The sequence below is a fragment of the Microbacterium hanjuni genome, from assembly GCF_043556395.1.
GTDB lineage: Bacteria > Actinomycetota > Actinomycetes > Actinomycetales > Microbacteriaceae > Microbacterium.
Genome location: NZ_JBIGIK010000001.1, coordinates 948,902 through 963,910, shown reverse-complemented (window position 1 = coordinate 963,910; position 15,009 = coordinate 948,902). Strand labels below are relative to the sequence as shown.

The following is a 15,009-nucleotide window of genomic DNA, read 5'->3' as shown; positions in this document are numbered from 1 at the left end:
GCTCATGACGTAGCGTGTGAGCGCGCGTCCGCCCGCAGCATCCGAGTCGAGGAGCATCGCATGACCGACACCGATCCCTCCCGCGCCGCTGACCCGCTGCTGCAGAGCGACGCACTGCGCGGCGCCGCCGAGACGATGCGGGCGGTCAGGGACCGCTGCGTCTGGTCGCAGCAGATCGACCATCGCGCGCTCGTGCCGTACCTGATCGAGGAGAGCGCCGAAGTGATCGACGCCGTCGAGACCGGCACCCGGGCCGAGCTCCGCGAGGAGTTGGGCGATCTGCTCTGGCAGGTGCTGTTCCACGCCGAGATCGCCTCGCGTGACCCGGAGGATCCTTTCGACATCGATGACGTCGCCCGCACCCTCACCGAGAAGATGGTGCGCCGCCACCCGCACGTGTTCGCCGACGCGGTCGCCACGACGCCCGAGGAAGTGCTCGTGCACTGGAACGCGGCGAAGGCCGCGGAGAAGCGCCAGCGTACGAGCGTGCTCGAGGGCGTGAGCGAGCACATGCCCTCGCTCGCCCTCGCCCAGAAGATGCTCGGGCGCGCAGCGCAGGTCGGGGTCGAGCCCGCGCCCACCGCGGCGCCCGCTTCCGAGGCCGACCTCGGTGACGCCCTGCTCGCCCTGGTCGCCCAGGCGCGCGAGCACGGGTGGGATGCCGAACGGGCGCTCCGGGAGAGATTGAGGATGCTGGGTGCCGACGTCCGTGCCGCGGAAGCTGCGCCGAGAACAGGAAGCGAGCCCGCTCCAGGCCGGTTGTCGGCGGAATCGGCCTGATCTCGGCGATCTTCCTGTTCTGGGGCGGCCGCGCGGAGAGGACGGATGGGCCGGCTCGACCTGGGAGAATGGCTGCGTGGCAACCGTGAACCCGCCGCGCGGCATGCGCGACTTCCTCCCCGCCGAAAAGGCCCGCCGCGAGCGCGTGCTCGCCGTCATCCGCGAGCGCTACCGGGCGCACGGTTTCGACGAGATCGAGACCCCCGTGATGGAGGAGTACGCGCGCCTGCACGCCGGCATCGGCGGCGACAACGAGAAGCTCGCCTTCAACGTGCTCTCGCGCGGCCTCGACGCCGAAGCCATCCGCGCGGCCGCCGAGGATCCGGCCGTCCTGACCGACCTCGGCCTGCGCTACGACCTCACCGTGCCGCTCGCGCGGTTCTACGCCAGCCACCGCGGCGAGCTGCCGGGCGTCTTCCGCTCGATCCAGATCGCACCGGTGTGGCGCGCGGAGCGCCCGCAGAAGGGGCGCTACCGCCAGTTCGTGCAGTGCGACATCGACATCATCGGCGATGCGTCCGCGCGGGCCGAGGCCGAACTCATGGCGGCCACGCTCGACACCCTCGATGCGCTCGGCCTCGAGGGCGGGGTCGTGCGCGTCAACGATCGGCGCGTTCTCGATTGGATGCTGGGGAGCTTCGGTTTCACCGAGACCGAACGCCCCCGGGTGCTGATCACGATCGACAAGCTCGACAAGATCGGACCCGACGGCGTCGTCGGCGAACTCACCGCCCGCGGTGCCACGCCCAGCGCCGTCGAGGCCTTCGGCACCTTCCTCCGCCGCCCCGCCACCTCCGAGGCGGTGGCCTTCGGTGCGACCCAGATCCTGCGCGCGGTGCCCGACGGCATCCCGGACGACATCGTGGCCCACCTCGTCGGCATCGGCGAGGCGGTCGCAGCAGCGCGCGCGGTCAGCGAGATCCCGGTGGTGTTCGACCCCTTCCTCGTGCGAGGGATGGGGTATTACACGGGCACGATCTTCGAGCTGGCCCACCCGAGCGTGGAGTACTCGCTCGGCGGCGGGGGACGCTACGACGGCATGATCGGCCGGTTCCTCGGCACCGACGTGCCCGCGGTCGGATTCTCGATCGGCTTCGAACGCATCGTCGACCTGCTCGAGGATGCCCCGGACGCCGGCGCCCGCTCGATCGTGCTCGTGCACGACCCCGCGGTTCCCGTCGCGGAGCTGCTCGCGGCGAAGGCGGCGCTCGTCGCCGGGGGAGCGCGTGTGCGGTTGGAGCAGCGGCCGAAGAACATGAAGGCACTGCTCGAACGCGCCGCCGCCGACGGATACACGGGCTTCGCCGCGGTACGCACGGGGATGTCGCCCGACGAGCTGGAGATCAAGGCGCTGGCGTGATGTCAATCTGCGCTTGACATGGGCCGTGTGTCAAGAGATGGTTGACTCCATGATGACTTCACCCCCTCGTTCCGACCGAGCTCTCACCCGGCTGGTCGCTTTCGCGGTCGCCGCGATCGCGGTGGGCGCGTCACTCCTGCTTCTCGCTCTCGTGCTCGACTGGGAAGGCTTCTGGGGTGGCGCCGTCATGGGCGCTGGCATCGCCGTCGGTATCGTGGGGGCTTATTTCTGGGGATACGCGAACGGCCTGCGTCGTTCGGGCGGTCGCACCGTCTGGCTGCCGAGCGACGACATCCGGGCATGAGCGGGCTGACCGACGCGATCGGGCGTGCCGTTCTCGACGACGCCGAGGTCGAGGCATCCGACCCTCTGCAGGTGGCGGATCACCTCGCCCTCGTCGCGGCCTCCGCGCGCGCAGAGGCGGAGGCCCGCGCTCTCCTCCAGCGCTCGGTCGTTGCGGCACGCGCGGGCGGCGCGAGCTGGGCTCGGATCGGCGAGGAACTCGGCATGAGCCGGCAGGCGGCGCAGCAGAGGTTCGGCGCTGTCGAAGACGACGGCGGCCTCGGCGGTGCAGAGCGGTGGCTGGGCCCGGTCACGGCCTACACCGAGATGGCCGAGCTCGAACTGGCGGGCCGTGCCGGGTGGCGCACGGTCGAGGCGGGGATGCTCTCGCACCGCGTCGTACTGACGGACACGCAGTGGGAGCACCGGCGTATCCTGTGGCGCACCTCTCTGGCTGCGGAGTCCGCCGACGGGTGGGCGGTCGGTTGCCGGGCCTTCCCCTGGATCTACCTCGTTCGCGACCGGGGGGTACCTCCCGAGCAGCCGTGAGGGCGAGGCCGGGCCGGAAGTCAGCAGCCGTTCACCCGGGCGGTGTGCAATCGGTGCATGGTTCGCTCCTCGCGCTGGGCTCTCACGGCGGCGACCTCCGTCGCCGGTGTCGGGGTGTCCGCCCTCGCTTTCCGCGAAGTGCTGCGGCGCCAGGCCGCCGTCGCGCGTCGGCGGATCGGCAAGCCCCTCGGCGAGAACGCCCCCGACGCCGATCGGGTCTGGCGCCGTTCGCTGGCGGGCGAGGCGATCGAGCTGCTGCTGCTCGGTGACTCCATCGCCGCGGGGCTCGGGGCGGAGCGGCGCAAAGACACGCTGGGCGCGCGCCTCGCGAAGGGGCTCGCGCGTCGCACGCACCGGCCCGTGCGCCTGCGCACCGCCGCCGTCGTCGGTTCGGAATCGTCGGCCCTCGCCGCCCAGCTCGATGCCCTCCCGGTCGGCTACCTCCCCGATCTCGCGGTCATCGTCGTCGGCGGCAACGACGTCACCCACCGCATCCCGGTCGGAACGGCCGTAGGCCACTTGATCGACACCGTGACGCGGCTCAAAGCCGGGGGTGTCGCCGTCGTCGTCGTCACGTGCCCCGACCTTCGCGCCCTCCGCGCGGTGCCCCAACCGCTGCGGAGTCTCGCGTCGCGGCTCTCCCGGCAACTCGCACACGCTCAAGCGGAGGCGGCGACCGCCGCCGGCGCCTCGGTGTTCTCGATCCGGCGGACCGTGGGCCCGATGTTCTTGTCGGAGCCCGCCGAGATGTTCTCCATGGACCGCTTCCATCCCAGCGCTCTCGGCTATCGACGCACCGCGGATGCTCTTCTGCCGGTCGCGGAGAAGGCTCTCGCACACGCCCCGCACTCCGAGACTGATTGACCGGTTGTTCTAGTACTTATAGAATAAAGGCGTGCTGATCCGCGTCGACCCCACCAGCGAAGTCCCCCTCTTCGAGCAACTCGCCGCGTCCGTGCGCGCCGACGTGGCGGCGGGCCGGCTCACTCCCGGCGACCGCCTGCCGTCAGCTCGAGAAGTGGCGGCCGCGCTCGAGGTGAACCTCCACACCGTGCTGCACGCCTACCAGGATCTCCGCGACGAGGGGCTCATCGACCTCCGCCGTGGTCGCGGCGCGATCATCACCGAGTCCGCGTCCGCCCTCGCCGCTCTGCGCGAGGAGATTCACACCCTCGTGGCCCGCGCCCGCACGCTCGGGATCTCCTCCGACACCCTCGCCGCCCTCGTGAAGGAAGCCTCCTGATGACCGACTCACCCCGTCCGATCCGCGCCTACCTCGGAGTGGCCGTGGTGCTGCCGCTTCTCGTCACGGCGGTCGGCGTCGCCGTGCAGGTGTTTGTGCTGCCGCGACTGCCGGATCCGGTCGCCATCCACTGGTCGGCGAGCGGCCCCGACGGCTTCGGAGCGCCCTGGTCCCTCGCCGCTCTGATCGCGGGCGTGGGCGTCGGCCTCACCGCGCTCTTCGCCGCCATCGCGTTCACGAGTGCACGAGGCGGGGAGTGGTCGACCGTGAACCGCGCGCTCGGTGCGATGGTGGCAGGGTTCGTGCCCTTCCTCGTCGTCGCCGTCACGTGGTCCACGGTCATGCAGGCGGGTCTCGCCGACGCCGCGGAGGCTCCCGGCTCGGGCCTGGCACTGCTCGGTGGTCTGCTCGTGGCTGTTCCCCTCGCCGCGGTCGGCTGGTTCCTGCAGCCGAGGGCGCCGCGGCGAACCCAGGCGCTCACCCCGGCGGTGCAGCTCGTGCTCGACCCGCACGAGAGGGCGGTGTGGCTGGGCACGGCCCGGATGACTCCGCGCGCCGTCGCGCTCGTCCTCGTGATCCCGCTCGCGCTCATCCTCGTCGCCCTCGCGGTGCTCCCCGCCGACCAGGGGGCTGCGCTCCTGCTCCTCGCGGTCGCGGCGGGCACCGTGATCCTCGCCCTGGGAGTGACGGCGTTCCGCGTGCGGGTCGACGATCGCGGGCTCTCCGTGCGTTCGCTTCTCGGCCTGCCGCGATTCCGGGTCGGGATCGACGACGTCGCGGGCGCAGCATCCGTCACCGTCGACCCCCTCGCCCAGTTCGGCGGGTGGGGACTGCGCTGGGGCGCCGGCGGGCGGTTCGGGGTCGTGCTCCGCGGAGGCGAAGCGCTGGAGGTAGCGCGACGCGATCGTTCGCCGTTCGTCGTCACCGTCGACGACGCCGACACCGCGGCCTCGCTCCTCCAGGCGTTGCGAACCCGCGCCTGATCGCGGGGGTGGGCCATGTGCGTCCTCGCCCGCGTCACTAGACTCGAGGAGGACCGACGACGCTCCGCACCACCTCACCCCGAGACAACACAGGGAGTCCTTCGTGGCACTTATCGAGGCTGTCAACGCCCGCGAAATTCTTGATTCGCGCGGCAACCCGACCGTGGAGGTGGAGGTGCTGCTGGACGATGGCATCGTCCAGCGCGCGGCCGTCCCCTCCGGCGCATCCACCGGCGCATTCGAAGCGTACGAACTGCGCGACGGCGACAAGAGCCGTTACGCCGGCAAGGGCGTGCTCAAGGCCGTCGCCGCCGTGATCGACGAGCTCGGCCCCGCGCTCGAGGGCGTCGAGGCCAGCGAGCAGCGCATCGTCGACGAGATCCTGGTCGAGACCGACGGCACCGAGAACAAGTCGCGCAGCGGCGCGAACGCGATCCTCGGCGTCAGCCTGGCCGTCGCCAAGGCCGCCGCCGACTCGGTCGATCTTCCCCTCTTCCGCTACCTCGGCGGCCCGAACGCGCACGTTCTGCCCGTGCCGCTGTTCAACGTCATCAACGGTGGATCGCATGCCGACAACGGCATCGACTTCCAGGAGTTCTTCCTCGCCCCCATCGGCGCCGAGACCTTCTCCGAGGCGCTGCGCTGGGGCACCGAGGTCTACCACGTGCTGAAGGGCGAGCTGAAGGCCGCCGGCTTCGCCACGGGCCTCGGCGACGAGGGCGGATTCGCCCCCGACCTGCCCAGCAACCGCGAGGGTCTCGACTTCCTCATGCGGGCGATCGAGAAGGCGGGCTACACCCCCGGCACCGACATCGCGGTGGGCCTCGACGTCGCCGCGACGGAGTTCTTCAACGACGGCGTCTACACCGTCGAAGGCAAGTCGTGGACGGCCGAGCAGCTCATCGACTACTACGCCGACCTGGTGGAGAACTACCCGATCGTCACGATCGAAGACGGCCTCGCCGAAGACGACTGGGATGCGTGGAAGGTGCTCACCGACCGCCTCGGCTCGAAGGTGCAGCTCGTCGGCGACGACCTGTTCGTCACCAACCCCGAGCGCCTGCAGCGCGGCATCGACCTCGGTGTCGCCAACGCGCTCCTGGTGAAGGTGAACCAGATCGGCACGCTGTCCGAGACGCTCGACGCCGTGGCCGTGGCCACGCAGAACGGCTACCGCTCCATGCTGTCGCACCGGTCCGGCGAGACGGAGGACACGTTCATCGCCGACCTCGCGGTCGCGGTCAACTGCGGTCAGATCAAGACCGGCGCGCCCGCTCGCAGCGAGCGCGTCGCGAAATACAATCAGCTTCTGCGCATCGAAGAGGAACTCGGCGACGCGGGCGTTTTCGCCGGCCGATCCGCGTTCCCGCGCTTCAAAGGCTGACACGCGGCAACGCTGAGAGAGAGAGGGGGGAGCATGTCCAGGACAGCTCCCCCCTCTCGCACGTCCGGCACCGGCGACCCCCGTGTCGACGTCCGCGCGTGGCTCGGCGGCATCCGCCTCTCCGGCTTCATGGTGATCATGCTCGGACTGGTCGTGCTCGCGGTGTTCGTGCTCGTGCCCACCGTCGGCACCTACCTCGACCAGCGGCAGCAGATCGCGGCATTGCAGGATGCCGTGGCCGTGAGCGAGTCCGATGTCGCCGACCTCGAGGCGCAACGCGATCGCTGGAGCGACCCGGCCTACATCACGACGCAGGCGCGGGAGCGGTTGTACTACCGCAAGCCGGGCGAGGTCGTATATCTGATCGACGACGACCTCCCCGACTCCGCCGTACCGCAGGAGGCGGCACCGGTCAGCGACGAGGTCGAACAGACCCGCACCGATTGGATGTCGCAGTTCGTGCGGTCGGTCGCGACCGCGGGGCTCGCCCAGACCGCCGTGCCGGCCGACCCGTCACCGACGCCCTGAACCTGGCGGGGACGGACGCTTCCCGCACCGCCGGGAGGCGGGACGGTACCCTTGATCCAATGAGCACCCCGCCCTACCCGCCGGTCACCGATGCTGAACTCGCCGTTCTCCGCGAGCAGCTCGGACGGCCCGCCCGCGGTGTGGTCGGTATCGCCGCCCGGTGCATCTGCGGAAATCCCACCGTGGTGGCCACGCTTCCCCGTCTCGACGACGGCTCGCCGTTCCCCACGCTGTACTACCTGACGCACCCGGCGGCCACCGCCGCGATGTCGGTGCTCGAAGCCGACCATGTCATGCGGGAATTCACCGACGAGCTGGATGCTGATGAAGACGTGCGCGCGGCCTACCAGAGCGCGCACGAGGCCTACCTGCGTGACCGCGCCGTGCTCGGTGAGCCCGAGGAGATCGCCGGTATCTCCGCCGGCGGCATGCCGACACGGGTGAAATGCCTGCACGCCCTGGCCGGTCACGCGCTGGCCGCGGGCCCGGGCGTCAACCCGATCGGCGACCGAGCCCTCGAGCGATCGAGCTGGTCGCCCCAGCGGTGCGAATGCACGACCCCCGGGAGCGCCGGATGAAGCGCATGATCGCGGCGGGGGCCGCGATCATGCTGACCGCCACGCTCCTCGGGGCCGCGGCACCCGCTCAGGTGCCGGATGAGACCACCGACCAGATCCGCGCCCAGGAGTACTGGCTCGACCAGTACGGCATCCGCGAGGCGTGGCAGACCACGCGCGGCGCGGGCACCCGCATCGCCATCATCGACACGGGCATCGGCAAGGGACCGGCGGCCTTCGACGGTGCCGTCGTCGGCGGCACCGACCTGTCGGGTGTCGGCAGTCCGGACGGGCGCACACCCGTGGGGGCGGTCGATGCGAATCACGGCAGCTGGGTCGCGTCTCTCGCCGCTGCCCGGGGAACGGCGGACGGCCGCGGAATGATCGGGGTCGCCCCCGAAGCCGAGCTGCTCTCGGTCTCGCTCGGGTTCGGTTCGACCTCGTCGGTGCCGTTCACCGAGCAGATCGCCGAGGCGATGCGCTGGTCGGTCGACAACGGCGCCGACGTGATCAACCTCTCGCTGACCACGAACACGCTCGAGTGGGATCAGAGCTGGGACGACGCGTTCCTCTACGCCTTCCAGAACGACGTGGTCGTGATCGTGGCTGCAGGCAACCGCGGCAGCGGCACCACCCGCGTCGGCGCCCCCGCGACGATCCCCGGCGTCTTGACCGTCGGCGGTGTCGACCCCGGGGGAGTGGCGAGCCAGGAGGCGTCCACGCAGGGCATCGTGATCGGGGTGGCGGCCCCGAGCGAGCGGCTCCTCGGGGTATCCGCCAACGGGCAGATGGTGAGCTGGAACGGTACGAGCGGTGCCGCGCCGATCGTCGCCGGGATCGCGGCACTGGTGCGCTCGGCCCATCCGGACATGGACGCGAACAACGTCATCAACCGCCTCATCCGCACCGCGCGTCCCCCGGGCGCCGGTGCCGAACCCGACCCCTTGTACGGCTATGGCCTGGTCAACGCGGCGGGCGCCGTCACGGCCGACGTGGCGACGGTCGATGAGAACCCCATGGGCAGCCTCGCGGAGTGGATCCGCATCAACCGCCGCGCAGAGGCCGGCCCCGCCCCCGAGCCCACTGTCGCCCCCGTCGTCGTGCCCCCGCTGCCCGACGCCGACCCGCCGACCGCCGCCGCCTCGCCGCTGCTTCCCTCGCGCGAAACCCTGCTCTACGGCTCGGTTCCGCTCACGGCCGCTACGCTCGCGGCTATAATGATTGCGCTCGGCGTCACCGCAGCTGCCCGGCGAATCAGATCAGCGCGCGCGTCTCGCGAGCCGAGCCGGAAATCCATCTAGGAGTTCGTTCCACTGTGACCAGCACCGTTCCCAGGATCCTCGTCGTCGGTGGCGGATACGCCGGTTTCTACACCGCGTGGCACCTCGAGAAGCACTCTCGCCGCGGCGAGGTCGACGTCACCGTCGTCGACCCTCTGCCGTACATGACCTACCAGCCCTTCCTCCCCGAGGTCGCGGCCGGCTCGATCGAGGCCCGGCACGCGGTCGTCGCGCTCCGCCGTCACCTCAAGCGCACGAAGGTGGTCGCCGCCAAGGTGACCGGCATCAACCACGCGAGCAAGACCGCGACCATCACCCCCGTCGAGGGTGTTCCCTACCTGCAGGAGTACGACCAGATCGTCGTCACCGCCGGCGCCGTCTCGCGCACGTTCCCCATCCCGGGAATCGCCGACAACGCGATCGGGCTCAAGACCATCGAGGAAGCCGTCGCGATCCGCGACCGCCTGATCGACAACTTCGGCCGGGCAGCCGTCCTGCCTCCCGGGGAGGAGCGCGAGCGCCTTCTCACCGTCGTCGTCGTCGGCGGCGGGTTTGCCGGCATCGAGGTCTTCGCCGAACTGCGTTCCTTTGCTTCGGCCCTCGTGAAGAACTACCCGCAGATCACCTTCGACGAGACGCACTTCCACCTCGTCGAGGCCATGGGCCGCATCATGCCCGAGGTGTCGCTGCCCACGAGTGAATGGGTGCTCAAGGACCTCGCCAAGCGCGGCGCGTACGTGCACCTCGACACGCAGCTGCAGAGCGCGGTCGACGGCATCGTGCAGTTGTCGACGGGGGAGAGCATCCCCGCCGACCTCATCGTCTGGACCGCGGGCGTCATGGCCAACCCGACCGTCGTCCGCGGCGGTGACCTGCCGGTCGAGGAGCGCGGACGCATCCGCACCCGCCCCGACCTGCGCGTGGGCACCGACGACGAGATCGTCGAGGGCGCCTGGGCTGCTGGCGACGTCTCCGCCGTTCCCGACCTCTCGGGTGGCGGCGTCGGCGGCTTCTGCGTTCCCAACGCGCAGCACGCCGTGCGTCAGGGCAAGCTGCTCGCCAAGAACATCCTCGCCGTGGTGCGCGGGGAGGACCCCAAGAACTACTTCCACAAGAACCTCGGTGCCGTCGCCGGCCTGGGCCTGTACGACGGGGTGTTCCAGTCCGGCAAGCTCGCGATCAAGGGGCTTCCCGCCTGGTTCATGCACCGTGGCTACCACGGCCTGGCCATGCCGTCGTGGGAACGCAAGGTCCGCGTCGTCACCGGATGGGTCAACAACTTCTTCCTCGGTCGCGACATCGTCGGCCTGGAGGCGGTGCAGAACCCGCGCGCGGTCTTCGAGGAGTTCGCCGCCCGCCCGAAGCCCCCGCAGGCCGCGGTCGACACGGCCAAGCCGGCCGAGAAGAAGGCCGAGCCCGAGAAGGTCGCCGCCGCCGGCTGAGCGTTACGGTGGGGGAAGCACCGCCCGCCCCCGTAGCCCAATGGCAGAGGCAGGCGACTTAAAATCGCCAAAGTGTGGGTTCGAGTCCCACCGGGGGTACCCGACCCTGAGCATGAAGGCCCGCTGATCCTCCCAGATCAGCGGGCCTTGCTCGTCCAGGGGGAGGGATGCTGGGCCCTCCCGCGCGTCACTGCGCGGTATCGGGGAACGTCAGCTCCAGGCGGCCGATCCGCAGGGTGACGCCCTCGGACTGGCGCAGCACCGTGAGCATCGTGTGGGTGCAGCTGCGGCAGCGGATGATGGCGCCGACGTCGTCGCGCTCGACGACCGTCTCGGCGAGCACGCTGCGCGTTCCGCAGTGTCCGCAGGTGAGCTGCAGCAGGGTGGCGTCCGAGCGCAGCACTTCCGCGAGCGTGCCGGCGACGGCATTGCCGTCGACGATCACGCTTTCGACCGTCTCCCCGGGGGTGACCTGCACCATGACTAACCTCCGAACCTCTCCGTGCGCACGCGGGCGGGATCGTGCCCCAACCCGACGAGCGCTGTCGCGACCGCTTCGACGAACCCGGTCGGACCGCAGACGAACACGGCCGGCATGACCTCGGGCGCCCAGGTCGAGGAGGCGAGCACCGCGCTGGTGACCCGCCCGACGGTGCCCGACCAGCCCGACGGCGCCTCGCGGGTGTACGCCCAGGTGACGTCGACGTTCGCGCCGAAGCCGTCGATCTCGTCCCGGTACATCGCATCCTCGGGCCGTCGCACCGAGTACAGCAGGCGGAACGGCGCCGCGGAGGCCGACTTCGCGCGCGCCCGGGCCATCGCGACCAGGGGAACGATGCCCGAGCCGCCGGCGATGAGCTGCACCGGACCTGGCGCGTCTTCATGCCAGACGAAATACGCCCCGAGCGGACCCTTGACCTCGAGCGCATCGCCGGGTGCGGCGTCGGAGACGAGGTAGGGGGACACCTCGCCGTCGGGAACCTCGTCGACTCCCAACTCGATCTGTTCCCCCGGGCCGTAAGAGGCGATCGAGTAGGAGCGCACGGCCTGGTAGCCGTCCTCGGCCGTGAGTCGGAGGTCGAGGTGCTGGCCCGGCAGGTTGCCCGGCCACCCGGGCGCATTCAATCGCAGCACGCGCGCGGTGGGGGTCGAGGGTTCGACCGCCTCGATCCGCGCGGGGAGCCAGGAACCGACGGTCACCAATAGCGTTCCTCGGTCCACGGGTCACCGTGCAGGTTGTAGCCGTTCTGCTCCCAGAACCCCGCGTCGTCGTGCTTCTGCATCGTGAGACCGCGCACCCACTTGGCGCTCTTCCAGAAGTACAGGTGGGGCACGAGCAGCCGTGCGGGTCCGCCGTGCTCGGGAGCGAGCGGCTCACCGCCGAACTCGAACGCGACCCACGCCTTGCCGCCGCGCAGGTCGGCCATCGGCACGTTGGTCGTGTACCCGCCGTACGAGTGGGCCATCACGTACTCGTCGTCGGTGTCGATGTTCGCGAACAGGGTGTCGATCGACACACCGCGCCACGAGGTGTCGAGCTTGGACCAGCGCGTCACGCAGTGGATGTCGGTGTGCACGTCCTCGATCGGCAGGGCCATGAACTGCTCCCACGACCAGGTCGTGGTGGCGCCCTTCTCGGTCTGGATGCTGAAGGACCAGTCCGCGGTGTCGATGCGCGGCGTGGGGCCGGCCGAGAGGACGGGGAAGTCCTCGGTCAAGTACTGCCCGGGGGGCAGTCGCGGGTCCGACTCCCGCCGGTGCGATCCGAAGCCTCTGGAGAAGACGGCCATGGGGTTCCTCCCGATCCGACGGCGTGACGGCCACGCTCGGAAACAGCGTAGAGCCCGACAGCCTCCGCGTGCATGCGGCGCCGAGCTTTTCCGACTGTGGTCGAATCGCGCGGCCGATCCCGAGCCCTCACAACGCTGCTCGCCTGTCACGAAACGCGGGTGCGACCCGCAGGGTGTGACAGGGGAGCGGCTTTCTTGCGGGGCGCGGAGAGGTGCCCGGGCCTAGGCTGGGGCGATGGCGGAACGGGGTGCCGGACAATGACGATCGACCTGCTCGAGGGACCTGCGGCGCTCGTCGCGGACGCACAGCTCTGGCCCGCACTCGACCGCGCGGTGGCCGAACGGAGCGGCCCGCTCGCGACGATCCACCTGCCAGGACTCCGCTACAACGCGGCCGACCTGCTGGTGCGGGCGAGCGGGGTGCCCATCCGTGTCGCGAGCAAGTCGGTGCGCGTGCGCGCCGTGCTCGATGCGGTGCTGCGTCTCCCGGGTTATCGCGGCATCCTGGCGTACACGCTCCCCGAGGCGCTCTGGCTCGCCCACGACCACGACGACGTAGTCGTCGGTTACCCGACCGCCGATCGGGCGGCGATCGCCCGGCTCGCGGCCGACGAGCAAGCAGCCTCCCGCGTCACCCTGATGGTCGACGATCTCGCGCAGCTGGACCTCATCGACGCGGTCGTGCCACCGTCGCGGCGCCCGCGCCTGCGCGTCGCGATCGACGCGGATGCTTCGTGGCGGGCCGCAGTGCTCGGGCACATCGGCGTCCGTCGCTCGCCTGTCCACGAACCCGCGCAGGCGATCACCCTCGCGCACCGGATCGTGGCGCGCGGGGGTTTCGCGCTGGTCGGACTCATGATGTACGAGGCTCAGATCGCCGGCCAGGGCGACAGCACCGGATCGGGCGACGCGCTCATCCGCTGGATGCAGGGCCGCTCCCTGGCAGAGCTCGCCGACCGTCGCGCGGCGATCGTGCGCGGAGTGCGCAGCGTCGCCCCGCTCCGCTTCGTCAACGGCGGCGGCACCGGTTCGCTCGAGACGACCGCCGCCGACACCGCCGTCACCGAGGTCACCGCCGGCAGCGGGCTGTTCGCCGGCCATCTCTTCGACGGCTACCGGGCCTTCCACCCGGCACCCGCGACGGCGTTCGCTCTCGAGGTCGTCAGAAAGCCCACCCCCGACATCGTCACCGTGCTCGGCGGGGGATGGATCGCGTCCGGCCCACCGCTGCCATCGCGCCAGCCGCTTCCGGTGTGGCCGGCAGGACTGCGGATGCTGGCGCGCGAGGGCGCGGGAGAGGTGCAGACGCCACTCCAGGGCGAGGCGGCGCGCCGCCTCAGCATCGGCGATCGCGTGTGGTTCCGCCACGCGAAGAGCGGCGAAGCGGCCGAGCACGTCGAGGCGTACCGGCTCGTGGAGGGCGAGCGCGTCGTCGGTGAAGCGCCGACGTACCGCGGCGAGGGCCAGGCGTTCCTGTGACCCGGCCCGGGGGAGTGTGGCAGAACTGGGGTCGGTCGCAGAAGGTGCGCCCGTACCAGGTCGAGTTCCCCGCGGACGAGCAGGCGGTGCGACGCGCGGTGGCGGCAGCATCCGCTCGCTCGCTCACCGTGAAGGCCGTCGGCGCCGGGCATAGCTTCTCCGGGATCGCGGTCGCGGCCGGTGTTCTGCTCGACCTGCGGGAGCTGCGCGGACTCGTCTCGGTCGACCGCGAACGTTCCCGGGTGCGACTGCGCGCCGGCACGCGGCTGTACGAGATCCCCGGCCTGCTGGCGCCGTACGGACTCGCGATGACGAACCTCGGCGACATCGACCGTCAGACCATCGCCGGGGCGATCTCGACCGGCACCCACGGCACGGGTGCGGCGTACGGCGGCATCTCGACGCAGGTCGTGGCGGCCACCCTCGTGATCGGCGGCGGCGAGGTCATCACGATCGACGAGCACAACGAGCCCGAACTTCTCCCGGCGGTCGCGTTGGGCCTCGGCGCCCTCGGGGTGCTCGTGGACGTGACGCTGCAATGCGAGCCCGCTTTCGTGCTCGAGGCCGTCGAACGCCCCGAGCCGCTCGCGGAGGTGCTCGCCGACGTGCACGACCGGGCGGCGGCGGTCGACCACTTCGAGTTCTACTGGTTCCCGCACACCGACGACGCCGTGACGAAGGCGAACCGCCGGCGTGGAACGCCCGCGGCGCGCGCCCCGCTTCCTCCCCTCCGCCGGTGGGTCGATGAGACCCTGCTGGCCAACGGTGTCTTCCGCGTCACGTGCGCGGCCGGAACGGTCGTTCCCGCTCTCGTGCCGCCGGTGTCGCGGATCGCCAGCCGCCTGATGGGCGACCGCTCCTACGCCGACGTCTCGCACCGGGTGTTCACGCAGTCGCGCACCGTGCGCTTCCGCGAGATGGAGTACGCGATCCCGGCGATCGAACTCGAGCCCGCCTTTCGAGCGGTGCGTGAGCTGGTGGACGCGAGCGGCTGGCGCATCTCCTTCCCCCTGGAGGTGCGCTTCGCCGCGTCGGATGATCTGTGGCTGTCCACGGCCGCCGGCCGCGACAGCGCGTACATCGCGGTGCACCGCTACTGGCGGGAGGATCCGACGGAGTATTTCGGTGCGGTCGAGGAGATCCTCCGGGGCTTCGGCGGTCGCCCCCACTGGGGCAAGGAGCATTCCCTCGACGAGCGGGACCTCCGCGCGCTGTACCCCCGTTTCGACGATTTCCTGGCGGTGCGTGAGCGCTTCGACCCGAGGCGTTCCTTCATCAATCCGTATCTCGCACGCGTGCTCGGTGGGTAACGCCTGGGAAGGAGCAAGGCCCCCTGGCCGCGACAGGACGCC

Annotated in this window: 17 protein-coding genes and 1 tRNA gene; 15 read left to right on the top strand and 3 right to left on the bottom strand. The window is 70.8% G+C overall.

Features of this window, described 5'->3' with window-relative positions; all coding sequences use genetic code 11:
• The first annotated feature begins 60 nt into the window (after window positions 1-60).
• The 13 genes from ACFXP5_RS04925 to ACFXP5_RS04865 all read left to right on the top strand — a co-directional run bounded on the left by ACFXP5_RS04925 (window position 61) and on the right by ACFXP5_RS04865 (window position 10,487).
• The gene (locus tag ACFXP5_RS04925; protein WP_394527363.1) at window positions 61-780 is read left to right on the top strand and encodes a nucleoside triphosphate pyrophosphohydrolase; all 720 of its coding nucleotides are present in this window, start codon (window positions 61-63) and stop codon (window positions 778-780) included.
• Between the two features lie 103 nt (window positions 781-883).
• A complete protein-coding gene (gene hisS, locus ACFXP5_RS04920) occupies window positions 884-2,140 on the top strand; it encodes a histidine--tRNA ligase (RefSeq protein WP_394544180.1) in 1,257 nt (418 codons plus the stop codon).
• A 49-nt stretch (window positions 2,141-2,189) separates the two neighbouring features.
• Complete coding sequence (locus ACFXP5_RS04915) at window positions 2,190-2,444, top strand: hypothetical protein (protein ID WP_394543744.1); 255 nt, start codon at window positions 2,190-2,192, stop codon at window positions 2,442-2,444.
• The gene (locus ACFXP5_RS04910) at window positions 2,441-2,971 is read left to right on the top strand and encodes a hypothetical protein (RefSeq protein ID WP_394527360.1); all 531 of its coding nucleotides are present in this window, start codon (window positions 2,441-2,443) and stop codon (window positions 2,969-2,971) included. The genes ACFXP5_RS04915 and ACFXP5_RS04910 overlap by 4 nt, the downstream gene beginning before the upstream one ends.
• 57 nt (window positions 2,972-3,028) lie before the next feature.
• Window positions 3,029-3,835: an SGNH/GDSL hydrolase family protein gene (locus tag ACFXP5_RS04905; protein ID WP_394543743.1), complete on the top strand. Its 807-nt coding sequence runs from the start codon at window positions 3,029-3,031 to the stop codon at window positions 3,833-3,835.
• A gap of 31 nt (window positions 3,836-3,866) precedes the next feature.
• Window positions 3,867-4,214, top strand: a complete 348-nt coding sequence (locus ACFXP5_RS04900; RefSeq protein WP_394543742.1) for a GntR family transcriptional regulator — start codon at window positions 3,867-3,869, stop codon at window positions 4,212-4,214.
• Window positions 4,214-5,197, top strand: coding sequence for a DUF1648 domain-containing protein (locus tag ACFXP5_RS04895; protein ID WP_394543741.1), 984 nt, complete (start codon window positions 4,214-4,216; stop codon window positions 5,195-5,197). Before ACFXP5_RS04900 ends, ACFXP5_RS04895 begins: the two co-directional genes overlap by 1 nt.
• Window positions 5,198-5,300: 103 nt before the next feature.
• On the top strand, window positions 5,301-6,581 hold the full coding sequence (eno, locus tag ACFXP5_RS04890; RefSeq protein WP_394543740.1) for a phosphopyruvate hydratase: 1,281 nt from the start codon (window positions 5,301-5,303) through the stop codon (window positions 6,579-6,581).
• A gap of 33 nt (window positions 6,582-6,614) precedes the next feature.
• Window positions 6,615-7,109 carry an FtsB family cell division protein gene (locus ACFXP5_RS04885; RefSeq protein ID WP_394527351.1) on the top strand — a complete coding sequence of 165 codons (495 nt, stop codon included), beginning with the start codon at window positions 6,615-6,617 and terminating at the stop codon, window positions 7,107-7,109.
• A 59-nt stretch (window positions 7,110-7,168) separates the two neighbouring features.
• Entirely contained in the window at window positions 7,169-7,687 is a 519-nt protein-coding gene (locus tag ACFXP5_RS04880) for a DUF501 domain-containing protein (protein ID WP_394527350.1), read from the top strand.
• Entirely contained in the window at window positions 7,684-8,967 is a 1,284-nt protein-coding gene (locus tag ACFXP5_RS04875; RefSeq protein ID WP_394543739.1) for a S8 family serine peptidase, read from the top strand. The genes ACFXP5_RS04880 and ACFXP5_RS04875 overlap by 4 nt, the downstream gene beginning before the upstream one ends.
• A 14-nt stretch (window positions 8,968-8,981) precedes the next feature.
• Entirely contained in the window at window positions 8,982-10,388 is a 1,407-nt protein-coding gene (locus ACFXP5_RS04870; protein ID WP_394543738.1) for an NAD(P)/FAD-dependent oxidoreductase, read from the top strand.
• 26 nt (window positions 10,389-10,414) lie between these two features.
• Window positions 10,415-10,487 (top strand) — tRNA-Leu (locus tag ACFXP5_RS04865).
• A gap of 88 nt (window positions 10,488-10,575) precedes the next feature.
• Here ACFXP5_RS04865 and ACFXP5_RS04860 read toward each other — a convergent pair.
• The 3 genes from ACFXP5_RS04860 to ACFXP5_RS04850 are packed head-to-tail and all read right to left on the bottom strand — an operon-like array spanning window position 10,576 to window position 12,178.
• Complete coding sequence (locus ACFXP5_RS04860) at window positions 10,576-10,869, bottom strand: DUF6510 family protein (protein WP_394527345.1); 294 nt, start codon at window positions 10,867-10,869, stop codon at window positions 10,576-10,578.
• A gap of 2 nt (window positions 10,870-10,871) precedes the next feature.
• Entirely contained in the window at window positions 10,872-11,588 is a 717-nt protein-coding gene (locus ACFXP5_RS04855) for an FAD-binding oxidoreductase (protein ID WP_394543737.1), read from the bottom strand.
• Window positions 11,585-12,178 (bottom strand): molybdopterin-dependent oxidoreductase, encoded by a 594-nt coding sequence (locus ACFXP5_RS04850; protein WP_394527342.1) that lies wholly within the window; start codon window positions 12,176-12,178, stop codon window positions 11,585-11,587. The genes ACFXP5_RS04855 and ACFXP5_RS04850 overlap by 4 nt, the downstream gene beginning before the upstream one ends.
• 258 nt (window positions 12,179-12,436) lie before the next feature.
• Here ACFXP5_RS04850 and ACFXP5_RS04845 point away from each other — a divergent pair, with 258 nt between their 5' ends.
• Window positions 12,437-13,657 (top strand): type III PLP-dependent enzyme domain-containing protein, encoded by a 1,221-nt coding sequence (locus ACFXP5_RS04845; protein WP_394543736.1) that lies wholly within the window; start codon window positions 12,437-12,439, stop codon window positions 13,655-13,657.
• Window positions 13,654-14,967 (top strand): D-arabinono-1,4-lactone oxidase, encoded by a 1,314-nt coding sequence (locus tag ACFXP5_RS04840; RefSeq protein ID WP_394543734.1) that lies wholly within the window; start codon window positions 13,654-13,656, stop codon window positions 14,965-14,967. The genes ACFXP5_RS04845 and ACFXP5_RS04840 overlap by 4 nt, the downstream gene beginning before the upstream one ends.
• Window positions 14,968-15,009 lie beyond the last annotated feature (42 nt).

Bases quoted from the DNA above. Each gene is read 5' to 3' on its own strand.
- ACFXP5_RS04925 (WP_394527363.1), top strand. From the start codon at position 61: ATGACCGACACCGATCCCTCCCGCGCCGCTGACCCGCTGCTGCAGAGC.
- hisS (WP_394544180.1), top strand. From the start codon at position 884: ATGCGCGACTTCCTCCCCGCCGAAAAGGCCCGCCGCGAGCGCGTGCTC.
- ACFXP5_RS04915 (WP_394543744.1), top strand. From the start codon at position 2,190: ATGATGACTTCACCCCCTCGTTCCGACCGAGCTCTCACCCGGCTGGTC.
- ACFXP5_RS04910 (WP_394527360.1), top strand. From the start codon at position 2,441: ATGAGCGGGCTGACCGACGCGATCGGGCGTGCCGTTCTCGACGACGCC.
- ACFXP5_RS04905 (WP_394543743.1), top strand. From the start codon at position 3,029: ATGGTTCGCTCCTCGCGCTGGGCTCTCACGGCGGCGACCTCCGTCGCC.
- ACFXP5_RS04895 (WP_394543741.1), top strand. From the start codon at position 4,214: ATGACCGACTCACCCCGTCCGATCCGCGCCTACCTCGGAGTGGCCGTG.
- ACFXP5_RS04885 (WP_394527351.1), top strand. From the start codon at position 6,615: ATGTCCAGGACAGCTCCCCCCTCTCGCACGTCCGGCACCGGCGACCCC.
- ACFXP5_RS04880 (WP_394527350.1), top strand. From the start codon at position 7,169: ATGAGCACCCCGCCCTACCCGCCGGTCACCGATGCTGAACTCGCCGTT.
- ACFXP5_RS04875 (WP_394543739.1), top strand. From the start codon at position 7,684: ATGAAGCGCATGATCGCGGCGGGGGCCGCGATCATGCTGACCGCCACG.
- ACFXP5_RS04860 (WP_394527345.1), bottom strand. From the start codon at position 10,869: ATGGTGCAGGTCACCCCCGGGGAGACGGTCGAAAGCGTGATCGTCGAC.
- ACFXP5_RS04850 (WP_394527342.1), bottom strand. From the start codon at position 12,178: ATGGCCGTCTTCTCCAGAGGCTTCGGATCGCACCGGCGGGAGTCGGAC.
- ACFXP5_RS04845 (WP_394543736.1), top strand. From the start codon at position 12,437: ATGACGATCGACCTGCTCGAGGGACCTGCGGCGCTCGTCGCGGACGCA.